General features: G+C 53.5%; 12 protein-coding genes. 9 read left to right on the top strand and 3 right to left on the bottom strand.

Annotated features, from left to right (window positions below):
- Positions 1-31: 31 nt before the first annotated feature.
- Complete coding sequence (locus tag HXY34_04840) at positions 32-787, bottom strand: glycosyltransferase family 2 protein (protein NWF95444.1); 756 nt, start codon at positions 785-787, stop codon at positions 32-34.
- Positions 788-1426: 639 nt separating this feature from the next.
- On the opposite strand from HXY34_04840, the gene HXY34_04845 reads away from it, so the two are divergent.
- Complete coding sequence (locus HXY34_04845; protein NWF95445.1) at positions 1427-1972, top strand: acyltransferase; 546 nt, start codon at positions 1427-1429, stop codon at positions 1970-1972.
- Between the two features lie 10 nt (positions 1973-1982).
- Here the strand turns inward: HXY34_04845 and HXY34_04850 are convergent, their stop codons facing one another.
- Positions 1983-4160, bottom strand: a complete 2178-nt coding sequence (locus HXY34_04850) for a hypothetical protein (GenBank protein ID NWF95446.1) — start codon at positions 4158-4160, stop codon at positions 1983-1985.
- A 231-nt stretch (positions 4161-4391) separates the two neighbouring features.
- Between HXY34_04850 and HXY34_04855 the strand changes: the two genes are divergently transcribed.
- The 4 genes from HXY34_04855 (at position 4392) to HXY34_04870 (ending at position 10662) form a co-directional block, all read left to right on the top strand.
- Positions 4392-5963, top strand: coding sequence for an oligosaccharide flippase family protein (locus tag HXY34_04855; protein ID NWF95447.1), 1572 nt, complete (start codon positions 4392-4394; stop codon positions 5961-5963).
- Between the two features lie 130 nt (positions 5964-6093).
- Complete coding sequence (locus tag HXY34_04860; protein ID NWF95448.1) at positions 6094-8388, top strand: hypothetical protein; 2295 nt, start codon at positions 6094-6096, stop codon at positions 8386-8388.
- A complete protein-coding gene (locus HXY34_04865) occupies positions 8385-9605 on the top strand; it encodes a glycosyltransferase (protein NWF95449.1) in 1221 nt (406 codons plus the stop codon). Before HXY34_04860 ends, HXY34_04865 begins: the two co-directional genes overlap by 4 nt.
- A gap of 19 nt (positions 9606-9624) precedes the next feature.
- The gene (locus HXY34_04870) at positions 9625-10662 is read left to right on the top strand and encodes a GDP-mannose 4,6-dehydratase (GenBank protein NWF95450.1); all 1038 of its coding nucleotides are present in this window, start codon (positions 9625-9627) and stop codon (positions 10660-10662) included.
- Positions 10663-10835: 173 nt separating this feature from the next.
- Here the strand turns inward: HXY34_04870 and HXY34_04875 are convergent, their stop codons facing one another.
- The gene (locus HXY34_04875) at positions 10836-11966 is read right to left on the bottom strand and encodes a DegT/DnrJ/EryC1/StrS family aminotransferase (GenBank protein ID NWF95451.1); all 1131 of its coding nucleotides are present in this window, start codon (positions 11964-11966) and stop codon (positions 10836-10838) included.
- 659 nt (positions 11967-12625) lie between these two features.
- Here HXY34_04875 and eno point away from each other — a divergent pair.
- The 4 genes from eno to HXY34_04895 all read left to right on the top strand — a co-directional run bounded on the left by eno (position 12626) and on the right by HXY34_04895 (position 16130).
- Positions 12626-13930, top strand: a complete 1305-nt coding sequence (gene eno / locus HXY34_04880) for a phosphopyruvate hydratase (GenBank protein NWF95452.1) — start codon at positions 12626-12628, stop codon at positions 13928-13930.
- Entirely contained in the window at positions 13927-15168 is a 1242-nt protein-coding gene (locus HXY34_04885; GenBank protein NWF95453.1) for a 2,3-bisphosphoglycerate-independent phosphoglycerate mutase, read from the top strand. Before eno ends, HXY34_04885 begins: the two co-directional genes overlap by 4 nt.
- Positions 15169-15327: 159 nt before the next feature.
- Complete coding sequence (locus tag HXY34_04890; protein NWF95454.1) at positions 15328-15474, top strand: hypothetical protein; 147 nt, start codon at positions 15328-15330, stop codon at positions 15472-15474.
- A gap of 26 nt (positions 15475-15500) precedes the next feature.
- Positions 15501-16130, top strand: a complete 630-nt coding sequence (locus HXY34_04895; protein NWF95455.1) for a hypothetical protein — start codon at positions 15501-15503, stop codon at positions 16128-16130.
- Positions 16131-16217 lie beyond the last annotated feature (87 nt).

The raw sequence follows: 16217 nt of genomic DNA on the forward strand, positions 1-16217 counted from the left end.
CGTCCGTGTGCTGGCGGTCCTCCGACACATATCACACCGGGGGGCGTATGATGGAATGGAACAGTCTGACCGCGCCGAGTCTCTTCGCCAGCATGAACAACGCTATCTTGAGCCCTTCTCTCCAGCTGTTCGTGGTACTGCCTGCCATCCTAGCTCTATAGCGAATGGGCGTTTCGGCACAGCGGAGTCTTCTGATTCGAGCCTCTATCTTGATCTCTGCCGAGAACTCCCAGTGAATCCCCTCGAACTTCATCTTGTCGATACTGTCGCGTCGAATCAACCACATCCCTGACTGCGAGTCATTGAAGCCAGTGTTGAAGAGGAGATTCATCACCCGTGACAGAACCCTATTGCCCAAGTTGTGAGACCATGTGAATGCACAGTCCTCATGGACTTGCAGACGGTCCGTGTTGAGGAAGTCCAGATTCAGGGCCTCAAACACCGTGACAGCTCTTGGCAGGATGTCCAGTGGATACGTGAGGTCAGCGTCCAGTGTCACGATTAGTCTTCCTCTGCATCTCTTGAAGCCAGCGATGTATGCTCGACCGTAGCCTCGTCTTGGTTCGACCACTATGATGGTCCTGTCCGGGAGCGTTCTCAGGTTCCTAATGGTATCTTCCGTCTCCCCTCGCCGTGGAGTATAGGGTATGACAACTTCGAACTGCTCTCCCACCGCGGTCTCCGCAGCCTTGGCGGCCTCCCTGACAGTGTCTGCAAGAGCCTCCTCTACCCCGTATGTTGGTATGACGACTGAGAGAAGAATCGGTTTCGTTACATCTTTCGACATGATTCAGCCCAACTAGGCCACATCACCCCACAGTCTACTCATATCCATGTTGCTGTCGCTGCTGGCGACTCGTGCACGAGTCATGCATGTACTACTTGGTGGAATGGAGTGCGGGGTGACAGCCTTGATGTGACAGAAACCGGACCTACAACTTGACCCATCACACGGTCATCGCATTCCACCACATCCATATGCATCTCTTCCTGCAGGAGTCTACCTGTTCGCGTTTCTGAGGATTGTCCTGCAGTATCGGCTCATAGCCTCCGGAACACTGCTGGTCTTCGACGGTCGAACGGATGCGTTCCTCTGGAAGTCATGTGAGTCCCTCTGGCATCAATGATACCGCGGCATTCCTCAAGGACTGCATCGTTACCAATGGCCTGTGTGTGTGCTCTGTCTTGCATATCAGCTCAGCGTTCTTTGGACTTGGGAACACATTATCTGACAGAACTCGGAAAGTCTTATTTGAAAGGGGAAGTCAGCCTCCCTGAAGTGACGAGAATGAGGAACGATGAGGCGTCTTATCTGAGTGATGCACTGTCCGACATGATAACGCCCGGCAAGGGCCTCTCTCTTGGACAGAAGGCCCACCTGATGAGGGTGGCCGCATTCGATCCTATCAGAAGCATAGTCAAGAACATGACAGGCATGGCAGGTTACGGAGTCAGACAGCTGTACTACAGGAAGTACCTGCGACGGATGGGAGAGGGTTGTATAATAGACCCCTACGTATTCATCGAACCTCCGGACAGAGTATCGATTGGCTCCTTCGTGATGATAGATGCATTCTCTCGACTTGAGGGGGGCAAGGGAATCAGAATTGGCAATCGATGTCATATAACGTCGGGGTGTGTTCTGAATGGCGGAGGGGGCATATGGATTGGCGACAATGTGGCGATAGCATCCGGTTCAAAGATCTACAGCGCGACAGACTCTTGGGGCGACGGAAAGAGAATGACCGCAATGGCGCCTCGTGCTGAGAGAGCAGTTGTTGAAGGCACGATTCGAATCCATGATGATGCGTTCATCGGACTGAACTCGATAGTACTGCCCGGAGTGACAATCGGGGAGGGTGCGGTAGTTGGCGCAGGTTCAGTCGTTACGAAGGACATTCCACCCTGGAAGTTCGTAGTGGGTTCCCCTGCAAGGGTCATTCAAGACAGACCGCCTATCAGACTGGAGTGAAGGGAAGCGTTCAGAGTGGTGTCCTCGCCATCTCAAACAGGCGTACGCTCCTGCGAGTAGGATCCGCCGAATTCTCACGGTAGACTGTACCACTGACACGATAGACAACAGACTGATTTCCCGGACCCGAGGTAGTGACCACACCGAACTCAATCTCCTCTCCCTCTGCGTATTGTGCTGTGAGAAGGGGTCTCAGTACATATATGCGGTCAACAGTGTACAGGTCTATCAGAAGATAGTCGGCCTCAAACTGAATGCTGAGTCTGGCTATCAGCAGAAGCACTGTTGTCACGTCTGTCGGGACTTCCTGGATGACCATGACTACTGAAGTCCGGTTGTGGACCCAAGCGAACTCTCTGGCACGGTCAGCTATGACTCGGGCCCCGGGCGGGATGTCATCCACAATGGTGTCTAGACCATACCACCCGTATCTTTGAACTGGGTTGACGTAGGAGAGACCCGTGTATGCTACCAGATACACCGGCGTCAGGTTGACAAACAACAAGATGAGAACGGTCCTGAGGCGTTTCCTGTCCGGTCTGGATGACCTCAGCTGGGTGGGGAAACCCTTGTCATAAGCAAGTGAGACAAAGCCTCCTGATGCGACGATTGTGATCATGAGAACCGGGAAGAGGAAGAATCTCCCACTTGTGAAGAGCTGCTCGAGAATGAGTGGTTCAAACACATGAATGACAGGCAGTGTTCCCAACAATCCGAGAAGAGTGACGACAGAGAGTGAACGAACTGTATATCTAAGGGTCCTCGAGGTGATGACAATTACGAACAGGGCAAGGACAGGTAGTAGAGAATGAAACGCAAGAAAGCACAGAAAGCGCAACATGTACTCTGGACTGATGGGGCTTGTCAGTGAGACAAGAAGGGTTGACGCACCGAAACCCGGAACTGCACCCTCCGACTGAAGGTTACTGATTTGAGATGGGATGTGGAGGAACTCCTGACTGACCACAAGAGACAGGAAGAGCGGCCATGACCTGTACCAATCAGGCAAAGACAACCCGAGTCTACGGGGTAGGATGAAGAGGGCAAGTACTACCAACCAGACGAAAGCGAATAATGGGACTTCATGAATGACCATCCTTGCCAGTAAAACGCACGAGACTGAGACTGCAGAGATGGCCCCCTGTAATCTCTGTTGGGGGCTCATAAGGATAGGACCGACTGCCAGAATCATGCAGGTCACATAGTAGTTCGCGAACCAGACGAACTCTATCATTGCTACCAATACACCGAGCAGGAAGAATGTGCCTCGACTGCCGGGTTCGGCTCTCAGTATCAATGCAACCGCGTATGCGAGGATTGCAAGTGTTGAAATCGAGGGGCCATATCCTACGCTAGAGAAGTAGACCATGGAGGGGGAGATTGCGACTATGCACGCCGCAAACAGTCCAGCTTCTCTTGAGAGGAAGTGCGCCGCGATTTCAAAGGTGGGAAACACCACCATGCTCCCTAGAATCAGCGTGAGAAGCATCGGCGCGCCGACTGTAGTAGGGAGTAGCATCATGGAAATGGCGAAGACATACCCTATCCCCTGATGCCAGATCTCATGGGTTGTCGGAGACCTCTGGAAGACACCCTCGTCGTTCAGAAGATTGCTATGAAACACTCCTTGTTGGATGGAACGCGCATAGTCCGAATACACGCATGCATCAGGGGCAATAGAGGACGAGCCTAGGAGCATGAACAAGACCCTTGTGACTAACGCCAGACAGAAGGCATAGAACAGGTATCTCTCAACTGAGGACCATTGCCTCTTCCAGTAGGATACTGTCGCAATGGATGCGGTCCGGGGAGAAACTGCAAGCATGAATCCACCCAGTATCGGGATAGAAACCCCCAAGAACACCCTCAAGGGTACAGTCAGGCCTAGGAAGAGGGAGAGAAGGAACTGGATATGGACGATGAGAATCGCGACAAGAGTCCCGAGGAGGACCGAGAGACCGGGAATGGACGGAATCGTGTCATGCAGGAGAACCCGGAGCGTGGTACCCGGAATCAATATGACCGCAAGGAAACCTGCCACTCCGTTGAGTACCAAGAGGACTGGACTACCTGCAGGTGCAGGAATCGTAATGAGTATCCCTACCGTGATGAGATGGGCGAAGAAGACGAGGCATCGTCTGAAGTGGACCCAATGTTTCTTCTCGGAGGGCTCGGGTTCCGTGCTCATAGTCCGCACCAGCATACAGTGAACATCATGTGATGTGATTCTGCATCGCTTTCACGGTCGGCGCTTCTGTTTCATGGGTTCTGCAGTTGATGGTCATCTTCAGCTGAGGAAACACACGTCACCCGTTAGCACTAGACTTATAGTCATTCCCCATGCCAGACTCAGAAGTATCAGGCGCATGGAAAGTAGAGAGATAGCACTAGGGCACATAGTCTTTCCCTATCAGTCGAGGTGCCCAGTTTCCAAGAGGTGGCGAATCTGCTCACGGATGACCGCTCAAGTCAAGAAGACAGGTCCGGCAGGACCGGCATGGCAGTGGTCAGTGGCCTCGGTGCTGCCATCAGTATCCTGGTGTATGCTGCGGTGTCGCGGTCGTTCTCTCAGATAGAACTGGGACTCTACCAGGTCTCTGTGACCACAATGAACCTGTTGCTAATCCTCGGGCTCTTCGGATTCGAGTGGACAATTCCCAGGTTTGTTGCAAAAGCACGTGCTCTTGGTGATGCCTCAATGGCACGAGACGCAATAGTGAAGGGACTTGCGTCCACAGCTGCAATCTCGTTGGGAATAAGTGGTGTCCTCCTACTGGCAATCAGTCCTCTCACAATACTGCTCTTCAACAGCACGAGCATGGGTATTCTTGTCCTCCTGCTTGTGCTGATTGTCCCCATCGGTAACATGGCAACCTCGCTGGGTTCGGTCCTCCAAGGATTTGAGCGCTTCAGAGTACTGGCAGGTCTGACAATTGGTTCAAGCGTCATCAGGGCGTTCTCGATTCTTGTTCTACTGTATATGGGAGTCTTATCAGTTCTCATTGGTTGGCTTGTGGGGTTTGTATTCCTCAGCATGGGGTCAGCAATAGCTGTACAGCGAATTGCAGGACGAGTCTTGAGCAACACTGCAGTAGCTGAGTCGGGAATTCCGCTGATGGCCCTTCTGACATATGCAGCTCCGCTTGTGGGATATCGTATGTCGAACTACCTGTTGGACTCACTTGATCAGTATCTCGTCCTCGGATTTGTGGGCGTTGAATCCCTAGGACCGTACAGTGTCACGGTAATGGCAACGTCAACACTGTCTTTCGTATCATACTCGGTTCTGTTCACGATTCTGATTCCGAGACTCACAGTTGCAGCGACCAATCTACCAAGCGAGGACTACTGCGCATACGAAACCAGGATTGCACGGGTCTGCTTCCTAGTCCTTGCACCGTTCTTCGTTTCGATGGTGGCACTCTCCTTCCCCATCACTGAGATTCTGAGCGGCACGCAGTATCTTGGAATCGCACCGGTCCCCACTTCGATTGCAGCGATAGGTCTCGTACTGCTACCCGTGGTTGTTGTCAAGATGGTCTCACTGGTATCCAGAGGAAGAACACTGCGTCTGTTTGCAGCATTCCTCCTCAGTTTCTCTATAGAGATTGGGTGTGGTATTCTCCTGATACCGACATGGGGACTTGTCGGTGCCGCATCATCAAGAACACTCTCAATGATTTGCCTGTGTGTCATGTTGGTGCTTCAAGACCGCGACACGGCAAGCCACTCATCGGCGGTGATACTTCGCAATGTCGCGAGCTGCATACCTACTATCATCTCTCAGTATGTTGTCTATGTATTGTTGGGATACTCCCTGTCTGGTTTCATCATGGCATTCGTGATAGGCCCTGTAGTATACGTGGCCTGTCTACTGGCCATTGGGGGTGCGACGTTGTCTGATGTCGGAACCGTACTCAATCACATCCCAAACGGAGCTCTGCTTAGCAGGCTGCTACTCCCGCGACTGAAACGCCTCACAGAGAAGTGACTAGACTCGTTTCTCATCTCTTGAGTCTTGCTTGGCACAGCAACCCTTTTGTTTGCTGGTCATTTCATGGCCGTCCGGCATTGCATACATCTGGTCCGGCATGACCAAGAAAGACCTACGGTGCAGACAGATGGAGAGTTTCAACAAACTGGGGCCTGTTGCGCGATGGGTGTTGAGGCCCCCGGCCGTCTGTGGCGTCTCCTCTGCTGCATGGGTTCTGCTGATTGTATCAGCACTGTGGCGCTTCAGCGAACTGCTCAATCCGGCGTATAGTTTTCTCTGTGCACCAGACTTCGTGAATCATCTCCAGTCGTCCGATTACTGGTTCTCGGGCAGATGGTACGATGCAGGATATCCGCCCCTCATACCCGTACTCCTCCGCCCATTTCTATGGTCCGGATTCGAGTTCTTGGTATACAAGGTCCTTGCAACGAGCTTCATCGCTCTGGTTGGTCTGGAAGTCTACTTTCTCATCAAGCAGTTGACTGCCTCGGACTTCTTCAGTACCCTTGGTTTCTTGGGTACATCAATGTCTGGTATGCTCTCGGACCTCATCTCATTTGGAGGAATCATAAGACTCGCAGGAGTCATCTTCGCTCTGGGGTTCGCCATCGCATGGGGACGGTACCTGGTACAGAAGACAAGTAGAAGGTTCGTCATCGCTTCTGTGATGGTGCTTGGAGTCATGGCGTCGCATCTGTTTGTTGCACTCGTGTTCGGCCTATCACTCGTATTGTACTTCTTCGTCGACACCATATGCAATAGAGGAGAATGGTCGAACAATCTAAGGAGGCTGTTCTTCCTCATTCTACCCTCACTCATTGTCATGCCGTACTACGTGGTGGCCGCAACAAGATTTGGGGGCGGAGAGGCCCAACCGGTCACTGATATTGTTAGCTCGACATCAATGGCATTCAGTCTGCTAAACGACAATTTCCATGGCCTCACCCTCGTAACAATCCTCGTTACTGCGGCTGCACTACTCGGCATCTTCGTCGAGTCTAAGAGCAGAGGTCAGCAGCGCTTCATTGCTTGCATGCTTGCTTCTTCAACCTTCTTTCTGACATTCCCATATGCGTTCAGACCGCAGATGCCTCTTCTAGTTGCGTTGATGCCAATCATCATTCTGTCGATGAGCCTCCTCTCTTGGTCACTTCCATTGATCTCGGACTTGATAGTGAATCGCACGAGACATGGTGTAGGTCGAGGAGTCAGTCCGCTCATCAATTTCATCGCGCCGCTTCTGCTCATCGCACTGATCACGGTGCCAACCATTGCTTTTCAGGGACAAGTTCTCGCATCCTATAGCCCACACGCCCCGCAGCCCTTCGACATCAACGCGAGCACTTGGCTGGCACATAATCTGGCAGAGAACGAGTCCGTGATCTCAGTGGGATTGTTCAACGGCTATTGGTATGAGTACTTCAGTCATCGTACCACATACAAATCCGTGATGGGGCAGTGGTGGCGGGCTCAAGACTTCACATTTGAGTCAGAAATCATCAACGGCCGAGATGCTGCAAGAGTCGTGTCGGGACGATACCTTCTGGAGAGCAAGTCGGCTCAAGTGGCTGTCACTCCGAGCGTGAAGAGCTTTGGCCCCCAGCTGTGGACGAACCTCGGAGAAATGCACCGGATGCTGTCGTTGGATAGCATTCTTATCCGTGCTGGAAACGCCACTCACAACAGCACGATAGATCTGGTCGGCCTAGACTGGCTCTTTGTAGAACAGACTGCGACGAGCATGTCATTCGCTGTCCACTCCGAGACCATTGATGCAATCGTGGAGATGCAGCTCGAAGGCTCAGATGTTGAGTGTCGAGTCTTCTCGTCCAGCTACATGAACATCTCAACCATCAGTATAACTATCCACCCTGTCGGAGCATTCAGCATCGCTTCGGACTCACCGCAGGAGGACGGAATCGATGTGACCTTGATAGACTCACAGTTCTCACAGTCACATGCGGTTGCGTTCATGCTCACACCGAGTCCGGAACAGAACTCGTGGGTAGTGACCAATGACAGCATATTCGTGACAGCTTCGACCAACGAAGTGGAGTTGCTCAGCACTCTAAAGGTATCGATGCCAGTCGTCTATCAGAGCGAGATTCAGGGTGGTATCTTCCATGACACCACAACATCGGACCTTCTCAAGACCGTAGGGGCCATCATAGTCAGAACGCTCCTGCTACCAGAGAAGTACGAGGCATTCATACCATTTGTCGAGGCGATTCCGACCTTCAATCTTAGCGCAGAGTATCATGATTCTATGGGCAATGCGGTTGTGAGAATCTTCTCAAGGCACTCGCCGTTGCCAACCCCCTGTCTGCGAATCGCACTGCAGAACACATCGTCGTCATGTTGGTGTCTCCCGACAGTCGACGTCCTCCAAGAACGAAGAATCACCACTAGGTGGGGCACATGAGAGTGATTCACATAACCCCGTACTTCCCACCTCATGTGGGAGGGACAGAAACACTTGTGGCAGAGATAGCAAAGTGGCAGGCGCGAATTGGGCATGACGTCCTCATCTGTACATCCCGATGCCCGAAGAGTGCTCCAGCACATGAGGTCACTACTGATGGAGTAGAGGTAGCAAGGCTGAAAGCACTGGAGGTCTTGGAACGGCCGCTTTGCCTCGGGATTGCGCGATTCCTCGGGGAGCAAGAACACCCTGATGTGATCAATCTGTGGACACCGTTCCCTCTGACAGATGTCTTGACCATGAGATACGCGCATGGACATGGCATTCCTCTGGTCACAACCTATGTTATGGATGCAATAATGGAGAAGCTGTTCGGGATTGGCCTCTTGGGCGCGGCAGCCACAAGAGCATACAACACCTTCCAGATTAGACACGTCGTCATGAGGTCGGACCTTGTTGTCACACTCAATCGGACCTATTACAGAAAGAGTCCCTATCTCTCAAGGTTGCCCGAAGAGATTGTACGTACTGTCCTCCAAGGCACGGACACAGAGAGGTTTCATCCATTCCATGGAACCTATGGTGAACTTGCGGACATCAGGAACAAAGGCGGAGTGGTGTTCCTTGCACTTGGGAGACTAGTGCCGTACAAGGGCATTCCCTACCTCATTAGAGCATTCAAGAAACTTGCAGACAAGTATGACAATGTGCATCTTGCAGTCGCAGGAAGGGGGCAGCTCAAAGACACACTGGTGAGTCTGGTCAGGAGACTGAATCTGACCGAAAGAGTCGCGTTTCTCGGATTCGTGCCTGACGACGACCTACCCAATCTGATGAACACCGCGGATGTCATCGTGAGCTCAGCTATCAACGACCTCGAGAATGTACCGATAGCGGTACTTGATGGCATGGCATGTGGAAAACCGGTGATTGTCACAGATGTGGGTGGCGCAAGAGACCAGGTGAAGGATGGGGTTGTGGGACTGCTGGTCAAGCCTAAGAGCGTTGATGCATTGTCAAGCGCCATGGAGAGGCTTCTGAGGAATGAAGAAGAACGAAGGGCCTTCGGGGATGCAGCACGGAGATATGCGGAGACCATATCTTGGAAGAAGATTGCAGAGATGGCCCTCTCAGTATATGCGGAAGTCGTTGGTCACCGGGACAAATCACCGGACTCCATAACACGAAGAGAGATGCAGAGATTGCCAAAGGGGTGAAAAGGCGACGAAGACAGCACTGGTAACCGGTGTGACAGGGCAGGACGGGGCATACCTATGCAAGCTTCTGCTCGAGAAAGGATACAAGGTCTATGGGGTTTATCGTAGACTCTCCACGCCGAATTTCTGGAGACTGAAGAGCCTAGACATACTCGACAAGGTTCGGCTCATTCGTGCAGATCTGAATGACTCGTCTTCGCTGATGGAAACGGTCCGGACTGCGCAGCCTGATGAGGTATACCATCTTGCCGCTCAGAGTTTCGTGGGGGTTTCCTTCGAGCAACCCATCTATACTGCGGAAGTCACAGGCGTAGGGGTCACCAGACTACTAGAAGCCGTCCGGCTGGTGGTCCCTGGTGCCCGATTCTATCAGGCCTCGACCAGTGAGCAATTCGGTAACAGCGGGAACGCTCTCCTGTCAGAGGAGAGTGCGTTTGCTCCTGCATCTCCTTACGCAGCTGCCAAGCTGTACGGATACTGGATGACCAAGATATACAGGCAGGCCTACAACATGCACGCGTCGAATGGTATCCTCTTCAATCACGAGTCGCCGCTTCGTGGACTGGATTTCGTGACTCGTAAGATAACCGACACAGTTGCGAGAATCCATCACAATCTCACGGGTGAACTCAGACTCGGAAACACAAGCACCATGAGGGACTGGGGATATGCGCCAGAATACGTCGAGGCAATGTGGCTCATGACGAACCACGATGAACCTGGCGACTATGTGGTGGCCACCGGAGTTGCGCACTCGGTTCAGGAGTTTGCCGAGGTGGCATTTGCGTGTGCCGGCATGGACTGGAAAGACTACCTGAGAATAGACAAAGGACTACTGCGACCCCTGGACGTTCGCGTACTGCGGGGTGACGCGACCCGTTGCAGAGAGACTCTTGGTTGGGCGCCAAAGACTTCATTCGAACAGCTGGTTGAACTCATGGTCAAGGCAGATATCGACCGCTGGAAGCGTCATCTTGACGGAGAGGATGTCATCTGGGATGCTCCAACCCACTGTGATAGTCAGCCACTCGATGGGAGCCAAAGTGGGCACTCATGAGGATGCGGCCGCTGTCCAGAGGCTGTGCAGTATTGGATACCACTCGTGATAATCATGTGACTGCATGCAGGAAGGGAGGCCTTCAAGTCCACTCGCATTTCAAGGAAATCTGAGGAGTGGTTCCAGTGCCTCCTTGTGGGGACGATAGGACTCCTGTGTCCAGCTCTGTCAGATTAGGAATGAGCGGTCTCAGTCCACTCTCTGACTGCCTCGATTACCTGCTGTTGTTGACTGCGCTGCAGAGTGGTGCCAGATGGCAATGACAGTCCGATTCTCGATATCCTCGATGCAATGGGAGTCAGCTCCACATCTGTATACAGATTATGGATTGATGGTTGTTCATTGCACGGAATGAAGAGTGGGCGGGTCTCGATGCCTGCCTTGTCCAGATGTGACGCCAATCTAATCCTCTTGTCCTCGGACTCGAGAAGAATCGAAAACATCCAGTAGACGTTCTTTGCCCAGGGCTTTGTCATCTGGTAGGAAAGCGTCGGCATCTCATCAAAGGCGATGGAGTAGGCCCGGGCAATCTCCAGCTTCTTTGCGATGAACTCATCTATCCGGGTCATCTGGGCAAGACCAATCGCCGCTTGGATGTTGGTCATCCTGAAGTTGTAACCAATCACTGGATGCCAGTACTTCCTGTCCCTCGGCATTCCGTGATTTCGCAGCATCTCCATTCTCTCTAACAGCTCGTCATCACTTGTAGTGACCATCCCTCCCTCGCCAGTGGTCACTATCTTGTTTCCATAGAAACTAAAGCATCCAATATCACCAATGCTTCCGACTCTTCGTCCCTTGAACTCAGCTCCATGTGCCTCAGCTGCATCCTCAATGACATAGAGACCGTGTTTCTCTGCCACCTCTTGAATCAAGTCCATCTGACACGGGTGTCCGTAGAGATGAACCGGCATTATGGCCTTCGTCTTCTTGGTGATCAACCTCTCAAGCAAGTTGGGGTCCATACACCAGCAGGACTCATCAGAGTCAATGAAGACCGGACGTGCTCCAAGATGAATCACTGTCGCCGCCGATGCCATGAATGTGAAAGATGGAACGATGACCTCGTCGCCAGGACGCAGGTCGATTGCTGCTAACGCCAGAGAGAGGGCGACTGTGCCGTTGCAGGTTGACAGCGCGTGCTTTGAACCACAGTGGGCTGCGAAAGTGTCCTGAAACCTCCGGACATAGGGACCAGCACTGGACACCCATCCGGACTCGATTGCATCACGGACATACTCCAATTCAAGTGGCCCAAGTCTTGGTTCTGCAATGGGAATTGAGTGCGTGTTTTCGCCCCTCAATGGAATTCACACTCCTATATCGGTTCTTACTAGCCCTGAATACGAGAGGAACACCAAACAGACTGTGGTTCTGTTGATAACTGTATCGTACGGATGTGTTTCAAGAAGGCGACGTCTGCGATGCATGTAGACAGTCTTGCAAACGCACGCATCGAAGGGATGGGCAACAGTGCTGTGTCTTGGGCGCAGCAAGACTCGCGCGTCCAGTCCAGTCTCGATACCATTTGACTGTTGCTGAGTACTGTCCATTGGAGGCGGTCCAAGTCTGCCTCGGTATTGGCACTCAGTCAATCAGGTTTATGGTTGGAAGCGGCCAAGAGGCTGTTCATCAGTCTTCGCAGTTGTTGCCGACAACGATGTACTTGAGGCAGGCCCAGGGATTCGATTGATGAGAATGGCGAAGCCCAAATACGGAGTTGCGTATCTCTCCTCCTGAGGACTCCAACGTCCAGAAGCTGTACTCGGTACTTGCACGACTTTGATGACATTGATTCTCCCCCAATCCGAATTCATGGACGACTATGGCAACCGTGGTTCACGAACCAGACTGAGACTGGAGACCGTCCATCTCACGCACGCACGGACGGAACAGCATAAATTCATCTTGGTGACTCCCCACTGCACGGTCCTGCGACCAGCAGTGTCACGATGTGATAGCAATGGTCAGTTTCAAGTCAATCAAGGCTATTGAGATACTGGACTCACGAGGCAACCCGACTCTCATGACGCGAGTCACCCTCTCCGATGGCAGCTTCGGTGTGACAAAGGTCCCGAGTGGAGCATCCACGGGAACAAACGAGGCCCTTGAACTCCGGGATGGTGGTAAGCGGTATGGTGGCAAGGGCGTACTCAAGGCAGTGGAGCATGTCAACAACCAGATCGCAGCTGCGATGATGAAGGTCGACCCCCTGTCACAGAGTGCAGTTGACGAGGCTCTGCTGAAGCTTGACCCGAGCAAGGGGAAGTCGAAGTTGGGCGCCAACGCAGTCCTGTCGGTCTCAATGGCTACTGCAGTCGCTGCATCTGCGCACCTGAAGATGGAGCTGTTCGAGTACCTGCGCACTAGGGTGTTGGGTCTTGACAGGCGGTACCTTCTCCCTGTACCGATGTCCAATGTCATCAACGGAGGCGTTCATGCAGGAAACAGCCTTGCCATTCAGGAGTTCATGATTCTCCCTGTAGGTGCCGATGATATGGTAAGTGCGATTCAGTATCTGAGCGAGGTGTACCATGCACTTGGCAAGCGGATGATTGCGAAGCACGGCAGGATGGCCAAACATATCGGCGATGAGGGTGGCTACTGTGGCTATGGGCTTAACTCGACCAGTGACGCCTTCGAGCAGATCATGGGCGCAATTGTGGATGCTGGCTACAGGCCCAAGGAAGATGTCGCTCTCGGGTTTGATGCCGCAGCGAGCAACTTCTTCAAGGATGGAAAGTATCAGATTGACGGTCGGTCACTCGACGCAGGAGAACTCGTGGACTTCTACCTTGACCTCGAGAAGACTTTCCCAATCGTGCTGGTCGAGGACCCGTTCAACGAAGATGCCTTTGATGACTTTGCTGAGTACACTGAGAGAACCCGTACACAGGTGGTCACTGATGACCTGACGGTGTCCAACCCGGAGATCGTGCGCAAGGCGATTGGCATGGCGGCGGGCAACTCGCTTCTTCTGAAGGTCAATCAGATTGGCTCTGTCACAGAGGCCATCGAGGCTGCGAAAGTGGCATATGAGGCGAACTGGGGCGTGGTTGTGAGCCATCGGAGCGGTGAGACCGGTGACTCGTTCATTGCTGACCTCTCGGTGGCTCTGTCGACGGGACTGATAAAGACGGGAGCCCCGGCGCGCAGTGACCGGGTAGAGAAGTACAACAGGCTCCTGGAGATCCATCACATCCTGAACGAGGAGTACGGGTATCCCGGTCCACAGTTCAGGAGTGCATGGAGGCGGTTCTGGACATGACTGCCAAGAGGACCGCAGTGCTTGTTGTGATGGATGGTCTCGGAGACCGGCCTGTCAAGGAACTTGGAGGTCGCACACCACTTCAGGCTGCAAAGAAGCCTAACTTGGACCGGTTGGCGAAGGAGGGCCAGAACGGCCTCATGAATGTGATTGGTCCGGGCATCATCCCCGGAAGCGACACAGCCCATCTCGCACTCTTCGGCTATGACCCGTTCTCGACCTATCCCGGCAGAGGTCCTCTAGAGGCACTGGGGGCCGGGCTACCATCAAGACCGGGTGACGTCGCCTTCCGGTCCAACTTCGCCACCGTTGACGCACAGATGGTCGTCTTGGACCGTCGTGCAGGACGTGAGTTCTCTAAGGAGGAGGGTAAGGCGTTGCAGGACGCGATCGATGGCCTGAAGATTGACGGGTTCACTGTCCACTTCATTCATACCGTTGAGCACAGAGGAGCACTGGTGCTAGAGGGCCCGGGTCTGTCGGACAAGGTGAGCGATATCGACCCGCACACCGAAGGGAAGAAGGTCCTGACCTGTCAACCACTTGAGCCAGCTGCCAAGAAGACCGCTGAGGTCATCAACAAGCTTGTACAACTCAGCTATGAGCGTCTCAATGACCTGAAGGTGAACACGGAGCGGAAGAAGAGAGGGGTGTCTCCTGCAAACGTGTTGCTGCTTCGTGGACCGGGCCAACACAGGGAGGTGCCCACCCTGCAACAGCGCTACGGCATCAGGAGCGCGGTGATTGCAGGTGGTGCGCTGTACATCGGGACCGCCAAGTACGTGGGAATGGAACACCTCACCGTGACTGGCCAGACGGGGACTATTGACACCAACTTCGAGGGCATTGCTGACAGGGCTATCAAGGCGGTCGAGTCCGGCTACGACTTCGTGTTCGTCCACATTAAGGCAACAGATAACGCGAGTCACGACCACAACGCTCGACAGAAGATGCTGGCGGTCGAACGCACAGACGGTCTGATAGGCAGAGTCGTTTCCGCTGTGGGCGGCCGAATCGTGCTTGCTGTCACTGGTGACCACACGACGTCTGTAGAGCTGGGTGAACATGTGTGCGACCCGGTACCGTTCCTCTTGTGGAGCGACTTCGTCCGACCCGATTCAGTCCGCTCCTTCTCGGAAACTGATGCAGCAGATGGTGCTCTGCATACGATACGTGGGGTGGATGTCCTACCCCTTCTTCTGGGCTACTCGGGACACATCGACAAGTTCGGTGCGTGACTCATCTTCAAATGACCGTTCGTCACTGACCGCACAGAGCCGATTGCAGGAGTGTGACTATATGGGCTTCACCGCACAATTTGACGTGGAGTACGGGGGACGCACGGGGCTGCTGAACACGGAGGCACTGGTCATTGGACCTCTAATGGCCTCCATCACATGGTCCTCTATGCTCACATCCAGCGTCGAGTCGTCTTGGGCATGGCACTGGCAGTACTCGCCGAACGGTACAGACTGGTCCAGCAACTCCTCCTCTTCCTCAGCAGTGGTCCTCTCTCTCTGGGCGTGCTCTTGATCGTCACATAAGGCTGTCCGTGTTCGTGCTGCTGTCAGTGATGCGACCAGACCGCGTAGAGCTGGTTTCGTTGCTGGTGCTCATCTCCCTGATGTCTACCCAGTTGATTGTCATCCCCGCACCCGGATTCGTGCTGCTCGCGCTCTTGTGCAAGTATAAAGACCACAAGTACGCGTTCCTCCTGTTGTCGCTCATTGGTGTCATAAAGGAGGTCATCGGTTTCGTAGCTCTGATTACGCTCTTTCTCTACGGCAGCCGGTCAAGAGCAGTACTCGGTGGAGTGTTGATGGCGGGCACATATGCTCTTGTGTGGCTCGTGATGGGCCCGTCCGACGCAGCACCGGGAGGCACACCACTGTTCACGCCATTCTATGTTGTCCAGGTGCTCCAGACCTCTTGGGCAATCTCAGCAGCAGTGTTCACCGCCGCAATCCTGAGCGCTTTCGTCATGGTCGTTCGGGATCTCAGAGGTGTTGCGGTCCTCATGGTCCTTGTCGCACCTATCTTCTTGTTCGGATTTTTCTGGGAGCCGCAGCTCTGGTTGCCTGCCATGATCGTCCTGCAGTATCGCGCAAGATGTCTGCAGCCAGGTATGCCTTCAAGAGCATGTACTGAGGAAGATCGGCATGATTGCACAAGTGGGCTCGGCGTTTCGCCGCAGGGTTAGCAGCAGCTGCCCAGAAGTCGGACAATCTTGGACATCACTGCGTGGTGCATATATACCTCCGTGCGGGAACTGAGAGCTCGAGGTCGG

This window comes from Candidatus Thorarchaeota archaeon (assembly GCA_013388835.1).
In the GTDB taxonomy this organism is placed as follows: domain Archaea; phylum Asgardarchaeota; class Thorarchaeia; order Thorarchaeales; family Thorarchaeaceae; genus JACAEL01.

Coding starts and splice junctions, on each gene's coding strand:
- HXY34_04850 (NWF95446.1), bottom strand. CDS start 4,160: ATGAGCACGGAACCCGAGCCCTCCGAGAAGAAACATTGGGTCCACTTC.
- HXY34_04890 (NWF95454.1), top strand. CDS start 15,328: ATGGTCCTCTATGCTCACATCCAGCGTCGAGTCGTCTTGGGCATGGCA.
- HXY34_04885 (NWF95453.1), top strand. CDS start 13,927: ATGACTGCCAAGAGGACCGCAGTGCTTGTTGTGATGGATGGTCTCGGA.
- eno (NWF95452.1), top strand. CDS start 12,626: ATGGTCAGTTTCAAGTCAATCAAGGCTATTGAGATACTGGACTCACGA.
- HXY34_04845 (NWF95445.1), top strand. CDS start 1,427: ATGACAGGCATGGCAGGTTACGGAGTCAGACAGCTGTACTACAGGAAG.
- HXY34_04860 (NWF95448.1), top strand. CDS start 6,094: ATGGAGAGTTTCAACAAACTGGGGCCTGTTGCGCGATGGGTGTTGAGG.
- HXY34_04840 (NWF95444.1), bottom strand. CDS start 787: ATGTCGAAAGATGTAACGAAACCGATTCTTCTCTCAGTCGTCATACCA.
- HXY34_04865 (NWF95449.1), top strand. CDS start 8,385: ATGAGAGTGATTCACATAACCCCGTACTTCCCACCTCATGTGGGAGGG.